19 protein-coding genes are annotated in these 21,021 nt (G+C 66.4%); 7 read left to right on the top strand and 12 right to left on the bottom strand.

What is annotated here, in order from left to right; all coding sequences use genetic code 11:
• Window position 1: 1 nt before the first annotated feature.
• Window positions 2-580 (bottom strand): TetR family transcriptional regulator, encoded by a 579-nt coding sequence (locus AB0I14_RS09305; protein ID WP_358019294.1) that lies wholly within the window; start codon window positions 578-580, stop codon window positions 2-4.
• A 184-nt stretch (window positions 581-764) separates the two neighbouring features.
• On the opposite strand from AB0I14_RS09305, the gene AB0I14_RS09300 reads away from it, so the two are divergent.
• On the top strand, window positions 765-2,366 hold the full coding sequence (locus tag AB0I14_RS09300) for an FAD-dependent oxidoreductase (RefSeq protein WP_358019291.1): 1,602 nt from the start codon (window positions 765-767) through the stop codon (window positions 2,364-2,366).
• On the opposite strand, the gene AB0I14_RS09295 is transcribed toward AB0I14_RS09300, so the two are convergent.
• Genes AB0I14_RS09295 through AB0I14_RS09280 form a run of 4 tightly spaced genes read right to left on the bottom strand, consistent with a single transcriptional unit; the run spans window position 2,344 to window position 5,870 of the window.
• Window positions 2,344-3,243 carry a DMT family transporter gene (locus tag AB0I14_RS09295; protein ID WP_358019288.1) on the bottom strand — a complete coding sequence of 300 codons (900 nt, stop codon included), beginning with the start codon at window positions 3,241-3,243 and terminating at the stop codon, window positions 2,344-2,346. The genes AB0I14_RS09300 and AB0I14_RS09295 overlap by 23 nt on opposite strands.
• A gap of 10 nt (window positions 3,244-3,253) precedes the next feature.
• On the bottom strand, window positions 3,254-4,288 hold the full coding sequence (gene dmpG / locus AB0I14_RS09290; protein WP_358019285.1) for a 4-hydroxy-2-oxovalerate aldolase: 1,035 nt from the start codon (window positions 4,286-4,288) through the stop codon (window positions 3,254-3,256).
• Window positions 4,285-5,214 carry an acetaldehyde dehydrogenase (acetylating) gene (locus tag AB0I14_RS09285; protein ID WP_358021170.1) on the bottom strand — a complete coding sequence of 310 codons (930 nt, stop codon included), beginning with the start codon at window positions 5,212-5,214 and terminating at the stop codon, window positions 4,285-4,287. The genes dmpG and AB0I14_RS09285 overlap by 4 nt, the downstream gene beginning before the upstream one ends.
• A gap of 17 nt (window positions 5,215-5,231) precedes the next feature.
• Window positions 5,232-5,870: a TetR/AcrR family transcriptional regulator gene (locus AB0I14_RS09280; protein ID WP_358019281.1), complete on the bottom strand. Its 639-nt coding sequence runs from the start codon at window positions 5,868-5,870 to the stop codon at window positions 5,232-5,234.
• A gap of 77 nt (window positions 5,871-5,947) precedes the next feature.
• Here AB0I14_RS09280 and AB0I14_RS09275 point away from each other — a divergent pair, with 77 nt between their 5' ends.
• Genes AB0I14_RS09275 through AB0I14_RS09260 form a run of 4 tightly spaced genes read left to right on the top strand, consistent with a single transcriptional unit; the run spans window position 5,948 to window position 10,438 of the window.
• The gene (locus tag AB0I14_RS09275; protein WP_358019278.1) at window positions 5,948-7,528 is read left to right on the top strand and encodes a bifunctional 3-(3-hydroxy-phenyl)propionate/3-hydroxycinnamic acid hydroxylase; all 1,581 of its coding nucleotides are present in this window, start codon (window positions 5,948-5,950) and stop codon (window positions 7,526-7,528) included.
• Window positions 7,525-8,400 carry an alpha/beta fold hydrolase gene (locus AB0I14_RS09270; protein ID WP_358019275.1) on the top strand — a complete coding sequence of 292 codons (876 nt, stop codon included), beginning with the start codon at window positions 7,525-7,527 and terminating at the stop codon, window positions 8,398-8,400. Before AB0I14_RS09275 ends, AB0I14_RS09270 begins: the two co-directional genes overlap by 4 nt.
• Window positions 8,393-9,394, top strand: a complete 1,002-nt coding sequence (locus AB0I14_RS09265; RefSeq protein ID WP_358019272.1) for a VOC family protein — start codon at window positions 8,393-8,395, stop codon at window positions 9,392-9,394. The genes AB0I14_RS09270 and AB0I14_RS09265 overlap by 8 nt, the downstream gene beginning before the upstream one ends.
• 12 nt (window positions 9,395-9,406) lie before the next feature.
• Window positions 9,407-10,438, top strand: a complete 1,032-nt coding sequence (locus tag AB0I14_RS09260; protein ID WP_358019269.1) for an amidohydrolase family protein — start codon at window positions 9,407-9,409, stop codon at window positions 10,436-10,438.
• 17 nt (window positions 10,439-10,455) lie between these two features.
• Here AB0I14_RS09260 and AB0I14_RS09255 read toward each other — a convergent pair whose 3' ends face one another.
• Entirely contained in the window at window positions 10,456-11,598 is a 1,143-nt protein-coding gene (locus tag AB0I14_RS09255; protein ID WP_358019266.1) for an acyl-CoA dehydrogenase family protein, read from the bottom strand.
• Window positions 11,599-12,831 (bottom strand): acyl-CoA dehydrogenase family protein, encoded by a 1,233-nt coding sequence (locus AB0I14_RS09250; protein ID WP_358019263.1) that lies wholly within the window; start codon window positions 12,829-12,831, stop codon window positions 11,599-11,601.
• A gap of 201 nt (window positions 12,832-13,032) precedes the next feature.
• On the opposite strand from AB0I14_RS09250, the gene AB0I14_RS09245 reads away from it, so the two are divergent.
• The gene (locus AB0I14_RS09245) at window positions 13,033-13,395 is read left to right on the top strand and encodes a PAS domain-containing protein (protein ID WP_358019260.1); all 363 of its coding nucleotides are present in this window, start codon (window positions 13,033-13,035) and stop codon (window positions 13,393-13,395) included.
• Between the two features lie 2 nt (window positions 13,396-13,397).
• On the opposite strand, the gene AB0I14_RS09240 is transcribed toward AB0I14_RS09245, so the two are convergent.
• Both AB0I14_RS09240 and AB0I14_RS09235 read right to left on the bottom strand, forming a co-directional pair.
• Window positions 13,398-14,051, bottom strand: coding sequence for a ScbR family autoregulator-binding transcription factor (locus tag AB0I14_RS09240; protein ID WP_358019257.1), 654 nt, complete (start codon window positions 14,049-14,051; stop codon window positions 13,398-13,400).
• 13 nt (window positions 14,052-14,064) lie between these two features.
• Window positions 14,065-14,742 (bottom strand): TetR/AcrR family transcriptional regulator, encoded by a 678-nt coding sequence (locus AB0I14_RS09235; protein ID WP_358019254.1) that lies wholly within the window; start codon window positions 14,740-14,742, stop codon window positions 14,065-14,067.
• A gap of 373 nt (window positions 14,743-15,115) precedes the next feature.
• On the opposite strand from AB0I14_RS09235, the gene AB0I14_RS09230 reads away from it, so the two are divergent.
• On the top strand, window positions 15,116-16,015 hold the full coding sequence (locus tag AB0I14_RS09230; protein WP_358019251.1) for an FAD-binding protein: 900 nt from the start codon (window positions 15,116-15,118) through the stop codon (window positions 16,013-16,015).
• Here AB0I14_RS09230 and AB0I14_RS09225 read toward each other — a convergent pair.
• The 3 genes from AB0I14_RS09225 to AB0I14_RS09215 are packed head-to-tail and all read right to left on the bottom strand — an operon-like array spanning window position 15,962 to window position 20,789.
• Window positions 15,962-17,809, bottom strand: a complete 1,848-nt coding sequence (locus AB0I14_RS09225) for an EAL domain-containing protein (RefSeq protein WP_358019248.1) — start codon at window positions 17,807-17,809, stop codon at window positions 15,962-15,964. The genes AB0I14_RS09230 and AB0I14_RS09225 overlap by 54 nt on opposite strands.
• 32 nt (window positions 17,810-17,841) lie before the next feature.
• Window positions 17,842-20,037, bottom strand: a complete 2,196-nt coding sequence (locus AB0I14_RS09220; protein ID WP_358019245.1) for an Rv1355c family protein — start codon at window positions 20,035-20,037, stop codon at window positions 17,842-17,844.
• Entirely contained in the window at window positions 20,034-20,789 is a 756-nt protein-coding gene (locus AB0I14_RS09215; protein WP_358019242.1) for a hypothetical protein, read from the bottom strand. The genes AB0I14_RS09220 and AB0I14_RS09215 overlap by 4 nt, the downstream gene beginning before the upstream one ends.
• Between the last annotated feature and the right edge of the window lie 232 nt (window positions 20,790-21,021).

Below are 21,021 nucleotides of genomic sequence, written 5' to 3'. Positions count from 1 at the left end.
GTCAGTCTCCCGGCACGATCAGCGAGACCATCATCTCCAGCTGGCGGTTCATCTGCCGGTAGCTCATCGCGCCCGACTGCGCCTGCAGCAGTGCACCCCAGAACACTGACTCCAACGTGGCAAGTACCTCGGGCCACGCGCCCGCGCCCAGGGCGGTCGAGATCCGGCGCGCGATCTCGACCGCGATCCGCCCACGTACATCGGCGACCATCTCGTCGTCGGTGCTCATCAACGCCTGGGTGCAGGCGCGGGCCAGCCGTGGCTCATCGGCCATCAAGAGTGTGAGTGCGGTGAGTTGCTCGGTGACGCGGTTGGTCGCGCTGGCAGCGGGATCGATTTCCAGCGGCAGCTGAATCACCCGGTCCAGGTACAGCTCGGCGAACACCACCTCGATGGATGGGAAATGCGCGTAGAGAGCGGCGGGCGCCATCTTCGCGCGCGCTGCCAGTGCGGGCACCGAGACGTCGTTCTGTGCATCGAGAAGTTGTGCCGCTGCACCGAAGACGCGACGTTGCCTGCGGATGCGCTGACCCTGTGCATCAAGTAGGCGAGTGACCGTAGCCACCGCTGGCCTGGACATGTGTCCAAGATATAGACCTGCGCCACGATTGGCAATCGCGGAGTGAAACTGCCTGTATCAACACATTTTCAGCACCGTCCTTCGTGCCGTTCGATTGCTGCCCGGCGGGTATTGACGACTTTCGAGTCGCAAAACCAGACAAGTGTCCAGTACCATCCCTGGGGATCTGAAAAGGGGAGGTCTGATGGCGTACGTGATTACTCAGAACTGCTGCAAGGACGCCAGCTGCGTTCCGGTGTGCCCGGTGGACTGCATACGTCCGGCTGAGGGCGGTCTGGATTCGGCGTCAGCCGAGATGCTCTACATCGATCCGGAATCGTGCATCGACTGCGGAGCATGCTTCGAGGAATGCCCGGTAGGGGCGATCCACTACGAAGAGGACCTGCCTCGCGACCTGCAGCGGTTCAAGGACCTCAATGCCGCCTATTTCGAACGCCATCCGCTCGAGCCGGTGACCGTACCGGCGGCACTGTCGCGCGCACCGGTCGCCGCGGGATCACTGCGGGTGGCTATCGTCGGATCGGGGCCGGCCGCCTGCTATGCCGCCGCCGAGCTGATCGATGTCGACGGTGTGGAGATCAACCTCTTCGAGCGCTTGCCCACGCCGTTCGGCCTGATCCGGGCGGGCGTGGCACCCGATCACCAGCACACCAAGTCGGTGGTCGACATCTTCGAGCGGGCGTTCACCAACCCGCGCTTCGCCAGTCATTTCAACGTCGAGGTCGGCCGCACCATCAACCACGAGGAGCTGTTGGCCCATCACCACGCGGTGATCTACGCGGTGGGCGCGGCGACCAGCCGGAGGCTTGGCATCGACGGCGAGGGCCTGACGGGGCACCACGCCGCGGCCGAGTTCGTCGGCTGGTACAACGGCCACCCTGATCACGCCGGCCACCAGTTCGATCTGTCGGGCGAGCGGGCCGTCATCGTCGGCAACGGCAACGTTGCCCTGGATGTCGCCAGGGTGTTGTTGATGGACCGTGATGCGCTGGCTGCCACCGACATCGCCCAGCACACGCTGGATGCCTTGGCGGACAGTGCCATTCGGGAAGTGGTGATCCTGGCCCGGCGCGGTATCGGCCATGCTGCGTTCTCGGCGGGGGAGTTGCTGGCTCTCGGGCATCTCGAGGGTGTCGACGTGATCGTGGACCCTGCGGATCTTCCCGCGGATGACGAGCACGACGACGTGGAAACATCATTCAAGCTCGCCATCGCCCGCGAATACGCGCAGCGCAGCCCGATACCCGGAAACAAGCGCGTGGTGTTCCGCTTCGGTACCACTCCGGTCGCCATCCTGGGTGCCGGCCGGGCCGAAGGACTCCAGATCAGCAGCGACCGATGCGGCACCGAAGTGATCGAGGCGTCGTTGATCCTGCGGTCGATCGGATACCGGGGTCTGCCCGTCGCGGGACTGCCCTACGACGAGGATTCAGGAACCGTACCCAACGATTCCGGTCGTGTCGTCGACGGCGGACCGGTGCCCGGCACTTATGTGACGGGATGGATCAAGCGCGGACCCCGTGGGGTGATCGGCACGAACCGGTTGTGCGCCGAGCAGACCGTTGCCCAGCTGTGGGCGGATTTCGGCGCCGGTCTGCTGACCCGTGACGTCGAGGATCGCGAGTCGCTCGATGCGCTGTTGGCCGCACGGCGAGCCGAGCCGGTCGGCTGGCCGGGTTGGCGCGCGATCGATGCCGCCGAACGGGACCGCGGTGCGCAGGCCGCACGGACACGGGTGAAATTCGTGTCGATCGAGGAGATGCTCAGCGCGGGCCTGCGCGACTGACTTCGGCTTCGGGCTGCGGATCGGGATCGCGTGGCGTGCGGGTCGCCAGGATCGATCCGGCGAGGATCAGCGCCAGCCCGGCGACGTTGTACGCGGTCAGCGGCTCACCGAGCACGATGACCCCGGCGGCCAGCGCAACGGCCGGGTTGACGTAGGTGAACACCAACGCCCGCGCGCCGCCGACCTCGCGGATCAGCGCGAAGAACACCACGAACGCCAGTGCCGTGCAGATCACGGCGAGCGCGGCCAACGCCAGCAGCACACGCTGTGACGGCATCTGCTCGGGCCAGGTCAGCAGCGCCGGGGCGGCGTAGATGAGCGCCGCCAGCGATAGGCAGGCCGCGGTCAGCGGAAGGGCGGGCACGTCACCCAGGTAGCGCGCGGCAATCAGCGGAGCGATCGCGTAACACGTTGCCACCAAAAGCACTTCGGCGATCGGCCAGCCGTGCCCACCGGCGAGGCCGGGCCCGGCGAGCACGGCCACACCGGCCAGGCCGATGCCGAGGCCGGTGATTCGCTTGGGGCTCAACCGTTCTCCACCGGTGAGCCGGTCGAGTACCGCGGCGATGATCGGGGCGGTGGCGATCAGCAGACCCGTCAGCGAGCTGCTCAGATGGCGTTCGGCGTCCGACAGCAGGAACCACGCCGCGATGATCTCGAAGAACGCGAAGGCCAGCACGGGCCGCCAATGCTGCAGCACCGGCGCCCAGGCGGCGCGCGACATCACCAGCGGCAACAGCACTGCTGCGCCGACGGCCGTGCGTGCCAGGACCAACACGGGCACCGAGACACCGTCGACGGCGATCTTGATCAGCAGGTATGGGATACCCCAGATGAGGCTCATGGCGCCCAGTAGCAGCCATCCCCGCACGCTCACCCGGTCCAGACTACGGATGCCCGGTGCCGGCAGGCTCGATCGATGTGGTCAGATCCAGCGCGATGTCGGCGAGCATGTCTTCCTGCCCACCGACCATGCCGCGCCGGCCGGCCTCTTCGAGCAGGCTGCGTGCGTCGATGTCGTAGCGGGCGGCCGCGGCCTCGGCGTGGCGCAGGAAGCTGGAGTACACCCCGGCGTACCCCAGTGTGAGGGTTTCCCGGTCGACCCGGACCGGCCGGTCCTGCAGTGGCCGCACGATATCGTCGGCGGAGTCCTGCAGGCCGTGCAGATCGCAGCGGTGCTCCCAGCCCAGCTTGTCGGCCACGGCGATGAACACCTCCAGCGGTGCATTGCCGGCGCCGGCTCCCATGCCGGTCAGCGAGGCATCCACCCGATTGGCTCCGTGCTCGACGGCCACGATGGAGTTGGCCACACCCAAGGACAGATTGTGGTGGGCGTGAATACCGATTTCGGTTGTCGGCAACAGGGTCTGACGTAGGGCATCGACGCGTTCGGTGATATCGCACATGGTCATCGCTCCGCCCGAGTCGACCACGTACACGCACGTTGCGCCATAGCTCTCCATCAACGAAGCCTGCTCGGCCAGGCCGGCCGGCGATGTCAGGTGGCTCATCATCAGGAAGCCGACGGCGTCCATCCCGAGCTCGCGCGCTGCGGTGAGGTGGTGCGCGGAGATGTCGGCTTCCGTGCAGTGGGTGGCGACACGTACGACGGTGGCCCCCGCGTGGTGGGCCTCTCGGAGGTTGCGCACGGTGCCGATCCCGGGAAGCGCCAGTGTCGCCACCGCGGCTCTGGAGACGACGCCGGCCACGGCCTCGATCCACGCCAGGTCGGTGTGTGCGCCGAAGCCGTAGATGCAGCTCGATCCGCCGAGCCCGTCTCCGTGGGCCACCTCGATGGAGTCCACGCCCGCGGTGTCCAGCGCCCGGGCAATCGAGACGGTCTGATCGATGCTGTACCGGTGGCGCACCGCGTGCATACCGTCGCGGAGAGTGACGTCGCTGACGTACAGGTTGTGAATCATGCTGACACTCGCGCGGTTTCCGCCATGGTGGCGATGCGCTCGGCAGTCGCCTTGGCCGCTGACGTCATGATGTCGAGGTTGCCTGCGTAGGCCGGGAGATAGTGGGCGGCCCCGGTGACTTCGAGCATGACGGTGACGCGGGTGCCGGTGAAGTCGCCGGTCTCGGGGATCCGCAGCGGATGCCGGCTGCTGAATGTTTCGAATTGCACGGCCTGCTTGAGGCGATAGCCCGGTACGTAGTCGCTGACCTTCTTGACCATGGCGGCGATGTCATTGTCGATGAGGGCGTGGTCGGGCTCGCCCTCGACCAGGCAGTAGACGGTGTTGCGCATCATGACCGGCGGGTCGGCCGGGTTCAGGATCATCACCGCCTTGGCCCGCTGTGCGCCACCCACGACTTGTAGTGCCGTCGAAGTGGTTTCGATGAATTCGTCAATGTTGGCCCGGGTACCGGGACCGGCGGACTTGGCGGAGATCGAGGAGATGATCTCGGCGTACGACACCCTTCCGGACCGGGCGACAGCTGCCACGATCGGTACGGTGGCCTGCCCACCGCAGGTGACCATGTTCAGGTTGCGCGCCCCGAGGTGATCGTCGAGGTTGACCACCGGCACGCAGTACGGGCCGGTGGCGGCGGGCGTGAGATCGAGGACCCGCACCCCGGTGGGTTCGAGCCTGGCCCAGTTCGCCTGGTGCGCATCGGCTGAGGTGGCGTCGAAAACCAGTTTGATCTCACCGAAATTCGGCATGGTGAGCAGGCCGTCGATACCGGCCGCGGTGGTCGGCACACCCAGCCGCGCGGCGCGGGTCAGGCCATCGGATGCCGGGTCGATCCCGATCATCGCCCCCATCATCAGCGGACCGTCGCTGCGCAGGATCTTGAGCATGAGATCGGTGCCGATGTTGCCCGAGCCGATGATGGCCACCGGCCATCTGCTTCCTGTCACGATGCGCTTTCCCCGGAGTTCGCGGCGATCAGTCGAAGGGCGGTGTCGTACAGGGCCTGGGCGTGCATCTCGAACAACGCCAACAGGTCGACCGAGTCGCCGCCGATCTCTTTGGCGACGAACAGTCCGTCGGCACCGGCGATCGCGTAGGTCACCAGCAGGTGAATCTGTGCGTCGTCGAGTCCCACGGTGAATTCGCTGAGCGCCTCATGCAGCGATGCAGCGGCCTGTGCTCGTGCCTGGATGAACATCTCGCGCGCCCGAGGTTCCACCGGGCGCCGTTCCAGGGCCAGCATGAGCCCGAGGCGGATGAAGTCGGGGGAGTCGAGCAGGGCCTTGGCGATCTGCGTGGCGAGGGCACTGATCCGCTCCCGCGGCTCGCCCCCTTCGGGGAGGCGCCATGCGTTCAGCCACGAACCGAAACTGCGCTCGATGACCGCGGCAAGCAGGTCGTCCTTGTCCTTGAAATGCCAGTAGATGGAGCTGGCCGGCAACCCGCACTTCTTGCTGACCAGCCCGATGCTGGTGCCCTCGTAGCCACGCTCGGACGCAATCTCGGTGGCGGCGTCCAGGATTCGTTCGCGCGACAGTTCGCCGTCGGCGCGCTTGCGGCGAGCTTTGGGTGCTTCCGACATCTTCCGCTCCTGGGTGTTGACTCTGTAGTGATCATTACACTACCGTATCGATCACTACAGAACAACCGGAGGCGGCAGTGAACGTTCAGGACACCTACGACGTCGCGATCATCGGCTACGGCCCAACCGGTGCCACCGCGGCGAACCTGCTCGGCCGGCTCGGCCTGACTGTTGTGGTGATCGAACGGGATCCAGACGTCTACGGCAGGGCCCGGGCGATCAGTACCGACGAGGAGGTGCTGCGCATCTGGCAGTCGGTCGGCCTCGCGGAACGGTTGCAGCAGGACATGCTGCCTGACCGGCCCGCGGCATTCGTCGACGCCGGCGGTGTGGCCTTCATCGAGACCACGATCGCCTCGCGAGGTTCGGGCCATCCGCCTCAGCAGTTCATCTACCAGCCCGCGGTCGACCACGTCCTGCGCGAGGGCGCGGCACGCTTCGACACCGTCGAGGTGCTGCTCGAACACGAATGTCTGCGCGTGCTGGCCAAATCGGACCACGTTGAGCTGATGCTCGCCGACCTTCGCGCCGACACGTTCAAGCGGGTGCGGGCCTCATATGTGATCGCCGCCGACGGCGGATCCTCCCCGACGCGTGGGCAGTTGGGCATCGGCTATTCGGGTAACACCTATGCCGAACGATGGGTCGTGATCGATACCAAGGTGCACAAAGAATGGGATGCCCACGACCGGCTCCGGTTCCACTGCAATCCGGACCGTCCCACCGTCGACTGCCCGACGCCGCTGGGGCACCACCGGTGGGAGTACCCGGCGCGGGCCGGCGAGGACGAGCAGACGCTGGTCAGCGAGTTCGAGATCTGGAAGATGTTGGAGGATCAGGGGATCACCCGCGACAACGTCGAGATCCTCAGGGCTGTGGTCTACAGCCACCATGTCCGGGTTGCCGATCGCTGGCGGGTCGGGCGTATCTTCCTGGCCGGCGACGCTGCGCACGCCATGCCGCCGTGGATCGGTCAGGGCATGTCGGCCGGGGTGCGTGACGCGGCCAACTTGTGCTGGAAGCTCGCCGCGGTGCTGTCCGGCCGGGCACCGGATACGCTCCTGGATTCCTATGAGGCAGAACGCAAACCGCACGTCGTCGAAGTCACCCGCCGGGCCTGTCTCGTCGGCCGCGTGATCACCGAGCGCAATCGACTGATCGCCGCGGTACGCAACCACAGCCTGCGGGCATTGACCAAGATTCCCGGGGTGTTGCGCGGAGGTCAGAAGCGCTATTGGATCCCGGATGCCCGGTACGACGACGGTCTGTTCGCCCGGACCGGCAATCGAGCCGTGGGCTGGCAGATCCCGCAGCCGTGGGTGATCGACGACACAGGCACGCGGCGCCGCCTTGATGATGTCGCCGCAGCGGGATGGGCGGTGCTCCACACCGACGTAGCGCCGGTGGGCGCGCAGGCCTGGGTAGACCTGGATGTGCCTGTCATCGGGTTGACCGGCCCCCAGGCCGACCGCATCAGACCGGGGGCGGTCCGCGATCCCGACGGCACCTTGATCGACTGGCTGCAACGAAAGAAGGCTGCCGCCGTGGTATTGCGCCCCGACGGATTCATCTACACCGCAGCTGATTCCGGGAGGCCGCTACCCGCACCTCCGGCCGGCTACCAGCTGGCACCGACCAAGACTGGAGCCCGCGCATGACCACCACCGAAGTTGCCGAACACACCGTCACCGTCGCACGAAAGCAGATCTTCTTCGCCGAAGCCGGTGCGGGCCCTGCCGTGGTCATGCTGCACGGTGGCGGGCCGGGCGCCTCCGGGATGTCCAACTATGGGCGCAACATCGACGCTCTCGCAGCACATTTCCGGGTCATCGTGCCCGATATGCCCGGCTACGGCCGCTCGGCGAAAGGCATCGACAAGAGCGATCCGTTCGGCTATCTCGCCGACATGATCCGCGGCCTGCTCGACGAACTGGGCATCGAGACCGCACATCTGATCGGCAACTCCTACGGTGGCGCCGCCGCGTTGCGGCTGGCGCTGGACACCCCGCATCGGGTGAACAGGCTGGTACTGATGGGCCCCGGCGGAATCGGCACCACCCGCGCACTGCCGACCGCGGGATTGGGCAGCCTGCTGTCCTACTACACCGGCGACGGCCCCAGCCGCGACAAGCTGGCCACCTTCATTCGCAACTACCTGGTGTACGACGGTAATTCAGTGCCGGATGATCTGATCGACCTGCGGTATCGGGCATCCATCGATCCCGAGGTGGTGGCCGATCCACCGCTGACCCGGCCGTCGGGACCGACAGCGTTGCGCACGCTGTGGCGCATGGATCTCACCCGCGACAACCGGCTCAAGAGCCTGCGGACGCCCACACTGATCCTGTGGGGCCGCGACGACAAGGTGAACCGGCCGTCCGGTGGCCCGATGCTGCTGAACGCCATGCCCAATGCCGAGCTGGTGATGACCTCGCACACCGGTCACTGGATGCAGTGGGAACGCTCCGAGTTCTTCAATCAACTCGTCACCGAGTTTCTCGGTCCGGATTCGAAGCTCGCTCATGCCTAGCGTATTCGGCAACGTCCACCTCGGCTATGTCGTCATCGAAACCGAGAAGTTCAGCGATTGGCGGCGTTTCGGCCGTGACGGGGTCGGCATGCACGTGGACGACTCATCGGGAGACGTCCTTCGGTTCCGGCTCGACGACCACGAAAGCCGCTTCCTGCTGCAGCGCGGGCCGGCCGAGGATGTGACCGCGCTCGGATGGCAGGTCGATGACCACGCCACGTTCGACGACATCGTCGGACGCGTCGTGCGGCACGGTGTGCCGGTGACCGCAGGCAGCGCAGATGACGCCGCGCTGCGGGGAGTGGAACGGCTGGTGCGGTTCCCGGGACCCAACGGGTTGACGCAGGAGATCTTCACCCGCGCTCGTCCCGCCGTCACACCACTGCGGATGACGGTGCGCGGCGGGTTCGTGACGGGTGACTGCGGTATCGGCCACGTGGCGATCACCACCAAGAAGCCACAGCAGGTGCGCGGCTACTACAACACCGTGTTCGACGCCCGGTTGTCCGACTACATCGATGAGACGATCAGTGGCGTCAAGGTCAAGATCCGGTTCCTGCGGGTCAATCAGCGCCACCACTCGGTGGCCATCGCCTCGGTGAACCGCCTGCCCATCAACCCGATCCGCACCCGCATCCAGCACCTCAACGTCCAGGTGGTCGACCTCGACGACATGACCACGTCGTACCAACGGATCAGGGAACTCGGTTTCGGCATGGCGTTGGGGGTCGGGCAGCACACCAACGACCGGGAACTTTCCTATTACGCGATGACCCCGTCAGGGTTTGAATGGGAGGTGGGGTGGAATCCGTTGGTTGTCGACGAGGCGACCTGGGAACCCGCCACCCACCAGGGCATCAGCATCTGGGGGCACACACCGGAGGGACAGACCGTCATCGACAAACTCGCCCAGTTCAAGGTTGGCGCCCGCTCGCTACTACGAGCCGAGGACAGCGTCCCGGCGCTGGCCGGTGCCGGCATCGCCGACAGCTAGGGAAGGACGATCATGAATCGAATCGATACCCACCACCACATGATTCCGCCCGCCTATCGAAAGGCTTTGCAGAAGGCCGGGATCGACGATGCCGGCGGACGCGCGTTGCCGGAGTGGAGCCCGGAGGGCTCGTTGCAGACCATGGCCGAGCTCGATGTAGCCACCGCGATCCTGTCGGTGTCGACGCCGGGCACCACCTTCCTGTCGAACCAGGCCGATGCCGCCGCACTTGCCATAGATCTCAACGACTTCGGGGCCGAACTGTTCGCCTCGCAGTCTGACCGGTTCGGTTTCTTCGCGACGCTGCCGATGCCGCACGTCGAAGCGGCGACATCGGAGGCCATCCGCGCCCTTGACACACTCGGGGCAGATGGGGTGGTGCTCCTGGCCAACAACGCCGGAACCTACCTCGGACAGGATGGACAGGACGAATTGTGGGCCGCGCTCGACATCCGGTCCGCTGTGGTCTTCATCCATCCGGCCGATCTTCCCGCACCGACGGTGCCCGATGTCCCGCCGTTCGCGACGGACTTTCTCCTCGACACCACCAGGGCTGCTTATCTGCTGGTGCGCAATGGAATCCGGCGCAAGTACCCGAACATCAAGTTCATCCTGAGCCACGCCGGCGGATTCGTCCCGTATGCCTCGCACCGCATGGCGGTGGCCATCATGGGGGATACCGGCCGCAGCCCGGCGGACATCCTCGACGACTTCGCGAGTTTCTACTTCGACACCGCGTTGTCGTCGAGCGCCGCGGCGCTACCCACCCTGCTCGCGTTCGCCAACCCCGGCCACATCACTTTCGGTTCCGATTGGCCGTTCGCACCGTTGCCCGCGAGCCAGCTGTTCGCCGCCGGTCTGGACACGTACGACGGGCTCGATGCGGTTGCCCGTCAGGCGATCAACCGCAACAACGCGCTGGCGTTGTTCCCGCGGCTGGGCTCTGCGCCGGCGAGCCCGGGGCTGTCGCCACTGGATCAGGTGCGGCATCAGGCCTCCCGGGCGGTGATGCGCGGAGTCGCGCGCCTCATCAACACCAGATAGGCCGCGGCCGCACGGCGTCAGGCTCGGGTCAGCTCCGCGTAGCGGCCGACGTGGTAATCGGTTGAACCGAACTCGTACTGCACCGCGGTCAGCCGCTTGAAGTAGTGACCGATCGCCAGTTCCTCGGTCATACCCATGCCGCCGTGGAGTTGCACGGCGTTCTGCCCGACGAAGCGCGCGGCCCGGCCGATGGTGGCCTTGGCCGCCGACACCGCCTTGGCGCGTTGCGCGGGCTCGGCATCGAGGTTCAGCACTGCGAGATAGACTGCCGCAGAAGCCTGTTCGACTTCCATGTGCATGTCGACCATCCGGTGCTGAAGCGCCTGGAAGCTACCGATGGGCAGGCCGAACTGCTGGCGCTGTTTGCAGTACTCGACCGTGTCGGCCAGTACCTTGCGCATCCCGCCCACGGCCTCGGCGCACACCGCCGCGGCGCCCTCGTCACGGGCCGCCTCCAGTGACGGCCAGGCCTGGCCTTCGGCACCCAGCAACGCGCCGGCCGGTAGCCGGACGTCCGCGAAGGTAAGGTCCGAAGCCCGGCGGTCGTCCACCGTGCGGTACGAGTGCGCGGTGAATCCCGTTGTCAGCGAGGCCGTGTCGATGAGAAACAGGGAGATCCCGTCGGTGTCGGCACGTTCCCCCGAGGTACGTGCGGTCACCAGCAGGTGGGTGGCCAGGGGCGCGCTGACGGCCATGACCTTCGCGCCGTCGAGCACCCACTCGTCACCGTCGCGCCGCGCGGTGGTGGACACGTCGCGCCAGTTGTCCCCGGAGCTCGGTTCGGTGGCTGCCAGGGCGACGACGGCCGTTCCGGCGACGATGTCCTCCAACAGCGCCGCGGCGGCTGCGTCTCCGGACCGGTGCAGCAGGCCCCCGGCGACCACCACGGTGTCGACGAACGGCTCGATCACCAGGGCGTGGCCCAAAGCCTCTGCGATGACCATGGTTTCGACCGGGCCGCCGCCGATGCCGCCGGCCTCCTCGGGCAGCGTGGCGCCCAGGATGCCGAGTTCGTCGGCGAAACCCCGCCAGATCTCGGGCTGCCAGCCGGGGCCGGTCTTGGCTGCGGCGCGGCTGGACGTCAGGTCGTAGCGACTGGCCAGGAACTTGGTCAGCCCGTCGCGCAGCAGTTCCTGTTCGTTGGTCAGGTTGAAGTCCATCTAGAGCCCCAGTTCTGCCTTGGCGAGGATGTTTCGCTGAATTTCGTTGCTGCCGGCGTAGATCGAGCCGGCCCGGTCGTTGAAGTAGCGCAGTGGGGCAACCGCCTGCCACGGTGCTCCGCTGTGATACCCGTCGGCGGGCGGTTCGTATTCGGCAACCGGGCCGCCGGGATAGGTGGCGTGCGGCTGGTAGGCGCGGGCGAGTGGGCCGGCGGCTTCCATCGACAGTTCGGTCAGGGTCTGGCTCAGTTCGGTGCTCAGGACCTTGAGCATCGACGACGCCGTGCCGGGATGCCCGCCCTCGGCAACCGCGGCCAGTACCTGGTATTCCAGGATTTCCAGCACATCGGTGCGCAGCCGGGCGTCGGCGAGCCGGCGGCTGAACGCCGGGTCGTCGATCAGCGGTCCCCCCGCGGGTCCGGGTATTTCGGTGGCGGCTGCTGAGATTTCGTCGCCCAGCACCTGCAGGGCGGGCGCGTTGGCGCCGCCGCCGCGCTCGAATTCCAGTAGGTACTTGGCCACGGTCCAGCCGTCGTCGATCGTCCCGATCACATTGGACTTCGGTACCCGAACCTCGTCGAAGAAGACCTGGTTCTGCACCTCTTCGCCGGAAGTCATGACCAGCGGGCGGATCTCGATGCCGGGGGAGGTCATGTCGATCAGGACGAACGTGATGCCCTGCTGCTTCTTGGCGCCACGGGTGGTGCGCACCAGGGCGAACATCCAGTTCGCCTCTTGCGCGTGGGTGGTCCAGATCTTGCTGCCGGTGCACACCAGGTCATCACCGTCGGACACCGCGGCCATCGACAGCGCGGCCAGGTCGGAGCCGGCCTCGGGCTCGGAGTAGCCCTGGCAGAAGAACACCTCACCGGTCAGGATGCCGGGAAGGAAGTAGTCCTTCTGTGCCTGTGTACCGAATTTGATGATGGCGTGAGCGACCATGCGGATGCCCATGGGTGAAAGCGACGGGGCACCGGCCAGGGTCGATTCGCGGCTGAAGATGTAGTGCTGGGTCAGGCTCCAGTTGCGGCCGCCGTGTTCCACCGGCCAGGCCGGGGCCGCCCATCCCCGCTCGTGGAGGATCTTCTGCCAGGCCATGCTGGCGTCGTGATCGGCATACACGCTGGTCATCAACTGACCCGCGCGACGGAGCTCGGGAGTCAGATTCTCGGCGAGAAAGTCGCGAACTTCGTCGCGGAATTCCTGGTCGCTCGTCGACCACTTCAGGTCCATGCCTGCCCCTGTCTGCTGGTGTCGCTCCACAGAGTAAACCTAGTTAGTCAAGTGGCGCAGACCACCCCGCTCAGCGCGTCCGCCCCGCTGCGAGTGCGACGCGGTCAGACGTTGCTGGGCGGCGGTGGTGCCTGGCCGAGGTCACAGGCGATAATCGAGAACGTGGATCGTCGCCAAAGCGGTCAGGACCCCCAATCTCCTATGACACTGCTGCAGAACCTGCCTGCCCTGGTGGTGCTGGAGAGGTTCCCGGTGCCGGTGTTGGCGATCGCCGAAGACGGCACCATCCTCTTCGCGAACAGTGCCTTCGGCGAGATGGTGGGCCGCGGCGCCGACGCGGTCAAGAACATGCCGTTTGCTGAGGTGTTCCACTCGCTGCCCGCCGACGAGTCAGCGGTGTCGGTGATGCGGGCCAACGCCGGCCTGCTCGTCGATCTCGTCCATCACGACGGGTCGATCGTGCGGGCGCGGATGAGCAAATCGGCGCTGTTGCGCGGCGATGATCCGGTCGCTCTGGCGACGTTCGAGGACCTCACCGAGCAGTTGTGGGCCGACGAGCTGTAGGGCTATCCCGCGGCCTTCGCCCGCCGCAGCGATTCGCGTGCCAGGAACTCGCGGAAGTAGTCCAGCGACTCCCGACTGACGATCGCGGGCAGCAGCAGCTCCCACGTGCGGGCCACGCGTTCCCGTAGGTCGGTGCCGGTCGTGGTGGCGCGCGAGAGTGCCTCGGCCCCCAGCATGGAGCCCAGGATCACCTCGGCGGCGCTCACGACATCCAGGTTTTCCCGTAGGTCGCCCTCATCGGCAGCCTGGGTCAACTGTCCGGTGAGCTCGTCGAGCCAGCTCGTGTACACGCGGGTGGCGGCGGCATTGATACCGCTGAACGTTCGCAGCAGTTGCATGCCGATCTGGGCGACTTTGTCCGACCGGGTGAAGTCGGCCACGACGAACAATCCGTGGATGGTGTTTTCCAAAGCCGGCGACGAGGATTCGGCGATGGCGCGGAACGTAGTGAGCATGGCGGTGCCGCCGTCGCCGATGATTGCTTCGGCCAGCGACTCCTTGGACTCGAAGTGGTAGTACAGCGCGCCCTTGGTCATCTCGGCCCGGGCGATGATGTCGCCGAGTCCGGTTGCCGGATAGCCGTGCTCGCTGAACAGATCGACGGCGGCGGAGATGATCTTCTGCCGGGTCAGCTCGGATCGAGCCTGGCGTGCCATTGTGGCGTTCCTATCATTTTGTGCGGTGGCGCAGTGGTGCCACCTTCTTGATGCCCACTGCGGTGCGACGGCGGATGAATTGTTTGAGGTAGCCGAGCCGCTCCGGCTCGACGAACCCGGGCATCGCGAGCAGCCAGCCGTGCTCGAGGTCGGTGAGAAACCGCGGTGGATCGTCGAGGTCACTGATCTGACGCACGCCCAGGTATATCGACACCAACAACCGGGCGACCGCCTCGGGGTCTGTGTCGGCGGTGAAGTCGCCTTCGCCGATGGCCCGTTTGGCGATACCGGCGAAGCCCTGCACCCATTCGTTCAGCACCCGCGGCCCCAGGTCATCGGTCCGGCCGATGGACTCGACGAGGTTCAGGCATGCCCGGGCAACAGGGTCGCCGATGTCTTCCGCGGCCACCAGGCCCGAGAGATCGATCAACGTCTCGGCTCCGGACAGGTTGCGGGCCAGGACGTCCTCGACCACCTTCTGGCCGCGCTCGGTCCGGTGCTCGACGATCGCGACCGCCAGTGCGTGTTTGGACCGGAAGTGGAAGTACAGCGCGCCCTTGGTGACGTTGGCATCGGCGAGGATGTCGTCGAGGCTGACCAGGCTGTAGGGAGTGTGGGCGAACTGTCGCGCCGCCGCCTGCAGGATCTGGAGGCGGGTCAGCTCTGCTCGCCGGTCGAGCTGCTCAGTCACCACGGGGCCTTCCTGACTCTGATCGGCAGGCGGCCGTGTCCCGATTTCGTCGTCGCCACCAGCAGACTCAAAGTCTTCACCGTACGTGCATAACATTCTAAAGGTATGTATCGTGCTTAGGGTGATAACTCTTGGTTCGTCGCGGGTTGCCCGCCCGGCGGTGGCGTTCGCCACGGCCGCGGGCAATGTGGCGAGCGCCACCCCATTCCGATTGGCGGTAGCCAAGAGCTATCCTGGAAACGTTGCCATGGCCTGCACCGGCAATCCCCCTCGAATCCCGGTGCGGGCCGTGGCAACCCCAGCTTTAGGGCGCTCCCAAGGTGATTCGATCTTGATGGAGCTGTTGTCGGTAAGTCCGGAGTGTCACTAGCCGATGTGGGATGACGAAGTCGACGTCGTTTGCTGTGGCTCGGGCTTCGGGGCGTTGGCCGCGGCCGTCGCGGCGGCGGATGCCGGGCTTGACGTGCATATCGTGCGTCCGGCAGCCCCTCGATCGGGAGCGCCCGGACCGGAGACGCCGTGGTTGGGTGCGGGCGTCGGGGATCCCGAGACCCGCGCGTACTTCGATGCCCTGTCTGCGGACCTGAAACCACTCGCCGACGCTGAGTACGACACCGCCCTGATGGTCCGGGCGGTCAGTGAATGGACCCCGGTTTCCGGACGTGGTCGGATCGCGCCGTTCTACGGTGCTCGGCTGCAGGACTGGGCACAGCGATGCCTGACTTCTCCGTATGGCGTGCTCTACACGCGGTTGGCGGACCGGGGTACCACCTCGATGACGTCCGGCACCGGTGAGGAGATCCAGGTCAAGATGCTGGGCGCGCTGGACGCCGAGCCGGCCTCAGGCACCGCAGCGGCGCTCGGTGATTGGTTGTCGGCGCAGGCACTCGACCGGCAGATCCCGACCGTGGACAACGCCACCCTGCAGCGCCTCGTGTTCGAGGAGGGCGAGGTAGTCGGCGCGGTGATCGATACCGCAGACGGTCCGTTGGCCCTGCGGGCCCACCACGGCGTGGCCGTATCGACCGAACCGCATGGTGCCTCGAAGTCGGCGGCCGCTCAGCTCATCGAGCCCGGCAAGCTAGTGCAGGTAGGCCTGGTCGGTTACAGCGCGAGCAGATTCGGCAGGGTGGAGCTGCTGGAGGTCGACCGGGACGGAGCGGGGGCGGCCTATTGCAGCTCCGGTGGAGTGCACGACTCGAAGCGTGAGTCGGGTCGCTCACATGCGCGGCGCGGCCGAGAAATGCACCGGTACCCGCCCTCGGGCCAGTAGCGAGGCCATCTCGTGGCCGAGAATCGGCTTGGACAGCAGGAAGCCCTGCGCGCGGTAGCAGCCGTGCCGCAACAGCGTCAGCGCGGCCCGTTCGGTCTCCACCCCCTCTGCCACCAGTTGAAGGCCGAAAGCTCCGGCCAGGGCGATCACCGCACGCACGATCGGTAGATCGCCCGGGTCCGAACCGAGCCCGGCGACAAAGCTGCGGTCGATCTTGAGGGTGTCCACCGGCAGGGACTTCAACAGCGACAGCGCGCTGTAGCCGGTGCCGAAGTCATCGATGGCCACCTGCACGCCCACCTTGTGCAGTCCGGTCAGGGTCGAGCGGGTGGTTTCGATGTCCTGCACCACGATGCTCTCGGTGATCTCCAGGCAGACCGATCCGCGCGGCAGGCGGAACTCCTTCATGACGCCGGCCACCGACTCGACGAATCCGTCGGTCACCAGCTGCACCGGCGACACGTTGATCCGCAGCACGATGTTGCGGCCGACACCGTTGGACCGCCAGCGGGCGAACTCGGCGCACGCGTTCCGGAGCACCCAGCGTCCCAATTCGCCGGCCAGGTTTATGGATTCGGCCACACCGATGAAAGAGTCGGGGGACAGCAGTCCTCGGGTCGGGTGCTGCCAGCGGACCAGGGCCTCGGCGGCCAGCACCTCGCCGGTACGCATGTCGATCTCGGGCAGGTAGTGCAGCACGAGCGCGCCGCTCTCGATCACGCTCTGCAGGTGCAACTCGATGTCGTTGCGGAAGTCGATCTCCATCGCCATTGCATCGGAGAACACCGCGACCCGATTGCCGCCTGAGTTCTTGGCGGTCAGCACCGCGTGGTCGGCCCGGTTGAGCAGATCGGATGTGGAGTCCCGGCCGGGCATTCCTTCGGCCAGTCCGATGCTGACGGTGCGGGTGAGCATCTCGCCGTCGATGGTCACCCGTTCGCGCAGCACGGACTGGAGCCGATAGGCCAGTGCGGTGGCCGCCTCGACGGTCATCGATGCCGCGGGGACGACGACGAACTCGTCACCACCGAGTCGCGCGATGAGCTTGGGTTGGTCGTCGCCGCGCTGCAACCGCTCGGCCAGGATGCTGATGAAGGCATCTCCGGCGGTATGGCCCAGGTAGTCGTTGATCGCCTTCAGCCGGTCCAGGTCGAAGAACATCACCGCGACCGGACCGGGTTGGCCCGGTGCCAGCCGGGCCTCCAGGTGGGCCATGAGCGCTCGTCGGTTGTTCAGCCCGGTGAGGTGGTCGTGATCCGCGAGGTAACGCAACCGGTCCTCGGCCTCGATGCGCGCCTGCACCTGGGCGAACAACGATGCGATCGCCTTGAGTGCGTTGAGTTCCGCGGGCAGCCACTCGCGGTCGCCGAACTTGACGAACCCCAGCACGCCGGTGGTGACGTCAGCGGACAACAGCGGAACGCAGGCCATCGACGTGCTCGGGATATGGCGTCCGGCCTCGATCGTGCGCTGGTAGTCGTCGGTGGCCGGCTCCGGCCGGAACACCGCCGGTTCCTTGAGGTGCTCGGCCATCGCGAACACCGGGTCGGCGTCGGCGAAGTGGATGATCGCGATCGGGTCGGTCGGCGTGTCCTGCGGGCGCGGCGGCCACTCGGCCACCAGGCGCGTCGCGTGCGCCTCGTGATCGTTGTGACGCAGGAAGCTCACGTCCACGTCGAAAAACGAGACCAGTTCGGCCAGCACCTGTTGGCTCACCGTGACCGAGGTCGCGGCATCGACCGCCATCAGTTGCGTGGCAACCGATGTGACGAGCAGTTCGAGGCTGCCTGACACCAGATACCTCCGCCCATACCTCAGCACGCGCTTCAGCCGCACTGTGGCGTCGAGCCCGCCCGGGCCCGGCGCCGACGACTGCGTACGGTCGGACGCGGCGCGTAGGACAACCTGAGCACCAGCGCCTGTGATTCGTCGCGCTCGGTGCTGGTCAACCTACGAAAAGCGTACTGCAGGTCGCGCAGGGCATCGGCGTGGTCGGGCGAGAGCGCCTGGCGGTCGCGGTCGTTGTGGGCGTAGAGGAACACCGGCGACACCGGTTGAACCGCCAGCCCGTGCCGTTGGGCACCGACCCAGACGGCCTCGACTGCCGATCCGGCCAGTGCGTAGTCGGTCAGGCGGCGTCCCCGGACTCTGACGATCGCCAGCGCCGAGCTCGAGGTGACCCGCTCGTAGGTGTCGTCGCCGAGCGCCGCGCCGCCGTTCCAGTCCGACAACTTCGCCATCACCTCGGGTCGGCGCAGGATGTCCAGCACCACCATGTCGGCCGGGTCCAACCCGAGTGTCGTCACCTCGATACCGGTATCGGGCGCTGGATCGCCGGGCCAGCGGAGTTCCGACATCATCTCCCGGTGCAGCGTCGGCGTCAGATAGCGGATCCGGTCGGTCTCGGCGAGTATGCCTGCGGCGGTTTCGATCTGGGTGGGCTTGTCGAGGATCGTCAGTTCGGCACCCTCATTGCCGGCGGCGGCACGCAGGCTGTCGAGCACGTCGGCCGCGATCGGCGCCGAGTTACCCCGGAGTCGATTGGTCTCGCGGGCCAGCATCGGTCCATAGAGTTCGGCCAACTCCGGTGCACTGCCCGGGGTGAACTCCGCGATTCCGTGCAAGGGCGTGCCCTCGTCACCGCGGGACCATCGCACGTGCCCGGTCAGGTTGTGCGCGGCGGCGGCCACCCGGGCGTTGAACGCTGCCGCTCCCAGCGCCACCGCGCTGCCGCGGTACCCGACGTCCATCGCGGTGGTGTACTCGGTCGCCAAGCGGAGGTTGATCCGGTCGTCGCTCGACTCGATGCGCCACGGTTGGGCGTTGCCGCCGGAAGGTGCGCGGCCGGCCGCGTCGGCGAGGATGTCTGCCATCCCGGCCGGTTGCGTTTGGGGTTCCGCGGGGACGGACGCCGGTGCGGGTGCCGATCCGCTGAGGAGCGGATCGCCGATGCGGTCGAGCGCGTCGGCGATGTCGACGCGCACCCGCCCGGACGGCATCGGTTCGTCCAGGCCGATGCGGCGCACGGCATTGGCGACGACGGTCGCCCCGAGTACGACCTCCGCGGCGAGTTGGGGCCAGGTGCTCAGGGTCTTGCCGACCTCCACCAGCGAGGCCGCCATCCGGGGTGAGAGCTCAGGCGCGTCGAGAATCCGCAGGACGTGGGGCACCTTGTCCTTGCTGCTGAGTCCGGCCAGGTCGCCGGCGGCGATATCGCCGAGCAGACCGTGGAGGATCGGCCGTGCGGGTTCCAGGTCGAACCGCTCGACATCGAGCAGCCCACGATCGCCGGTGGTCATCAGGACTGGCAGACGCCGGGCTCGGGCAGCCTCGCGGACAAGGACTTTCGCGTCCAGTGAGTCGCACTCCTCGACGACGATGTCGAGGCCACGCAGGAACTGATCGATGGATTCCGGCACCGCGCCATTGCGATCGATACGAACCTTGATATACGGGTCGATCTCGGCGATCCGGCGTGCGGCCACCATGGCCTTGTTCAAGCCGAGGTCGAACACTGTGCCCGGCACCCTGTTGAGGTTCGCCAACTCCAGTTCGTCGAAGTCGGTGAGTCGGATCTCGCCGCACAGTCCCTCGGTGGCGAGGTTGTAGGCGATGGCGTGTCCGACGCTGAGGCCGATGACGCCGATCTTCAGGCGCGACAACCGCCGTTGTTCCTCGGCGCTGATCAGATTGCGGTTGCGATCCAGGCGTAACCGATTGAACGCGGTCGGACCCAGGAGGTGGACCAGGCATCGACGCCACGGGTAGTACGCCCATCTGGTCGGCTCGTCGAGCATTTCGGTGTCGACCGCAGGCACCAGCGTGCGCAATGCAGCTTGCTGCTGGCGGCATTCATCGATGACGGTGATACGCGGGTCCCGGCGCAACTGGTCGAGGGTGCTACCCGAATGATCTTCGCCGTCGACGAAGATCGCTCGATATTGATCGGGGTCGGTGTGATCGCTCAATTGGGAATTCTCGATGTCGGTGGAGGCGCTTTCCTGGGCGTTTTCGGGGATCATCGCTGCGCCCCGGTGGCGGTGAGGGCGTCGAAGCCGGCGGTTCGGGGGTGCGCGCCGATTCGCTGGGCTTCGGCGAAGTACCGCGACAGCTGCCCCGCATCGGCGTGGTTGGCGAAAGTTCTGCTGTCCCACCACATCATCTTGGTCTGGTATCGCTCGTCTGGATACGGCGTCGCCGGGATCTTCGCTGCAAGTACTCCGCCGGATGACAGCCAGCGCTTCAGCACATAGGCGGCCGCGGTGGCCATACCAAACTGAATGTCCAACAGTGTCATGGCATGCAGCGGCATGCGCGCCAGCGTATCGGTGAGCGCGCGACTCTGTTCTGGGTCGTCGCATACCCAGGCGGTCTTCATCTCGACCACTCCGAAGGGCAGGCGGTCGGCGATCATCTTGCGTACCGCATCGAGTGCGGGCTGCCCGCTCCATTCCACGATGGCGTGGCTTTCATCGACGCTCCGATACGGCCCCTTGGCCCGCAGGCCGCCGACAACTTGGCCTGAGCTGTTGATCCCGACACAGAACAGCGCCGTATCCTCGCCTGTTCGTAGGGCTTTCAGGTCCAATGCCTGCTCTACCGCATGCTTGCGGTAGTTGGACCGGGCTCCGCGAACATATTCGTTCCACAGTTCGCGCTCGACGGCCGGGCGGGCCACGACGATCGTGCACTCGCTGTCGGGGTCCCACCAGGTTGGGCTTTCGTCCAATGTCACGCTGCGGCGGGCGACGGCATCGAGTTGGGGAGCGGTCATCTGGAATCCATTTCGTCGGTCAGCCGTGCCTTCCGACTGGACGGCTGATTTTGGTGTGCGGCGCGGTGTTGCGAATGCGTGTGATGAGTATTGCGCCGCCTCGCAGTGGAATTCCAGCGAGCCAAGAAATCTTGTCTAGTCGCGGGATGAATTCTGCCTGGGCATCACCGATTTACTCACCGGTACATGCAATTCTGGCAAATTCAGGAATCGCTATTGATGCCGAATATGG

The sequence above is a fragment of the Mycobacterium sp. NPDC050441 genome (genome assembly GCF_040655355.1).
Lineage (GTDB): Bacteria > Actinomycetota > Actinomycetes > Mycobacteriales > Mycobacteriaceae > Mycobacterium.
The sequence above is the reverse complement of the archived record's forward strand: the minus strand, read 5'-3'. Positions and strand labels throughout refer to the sequence as shown.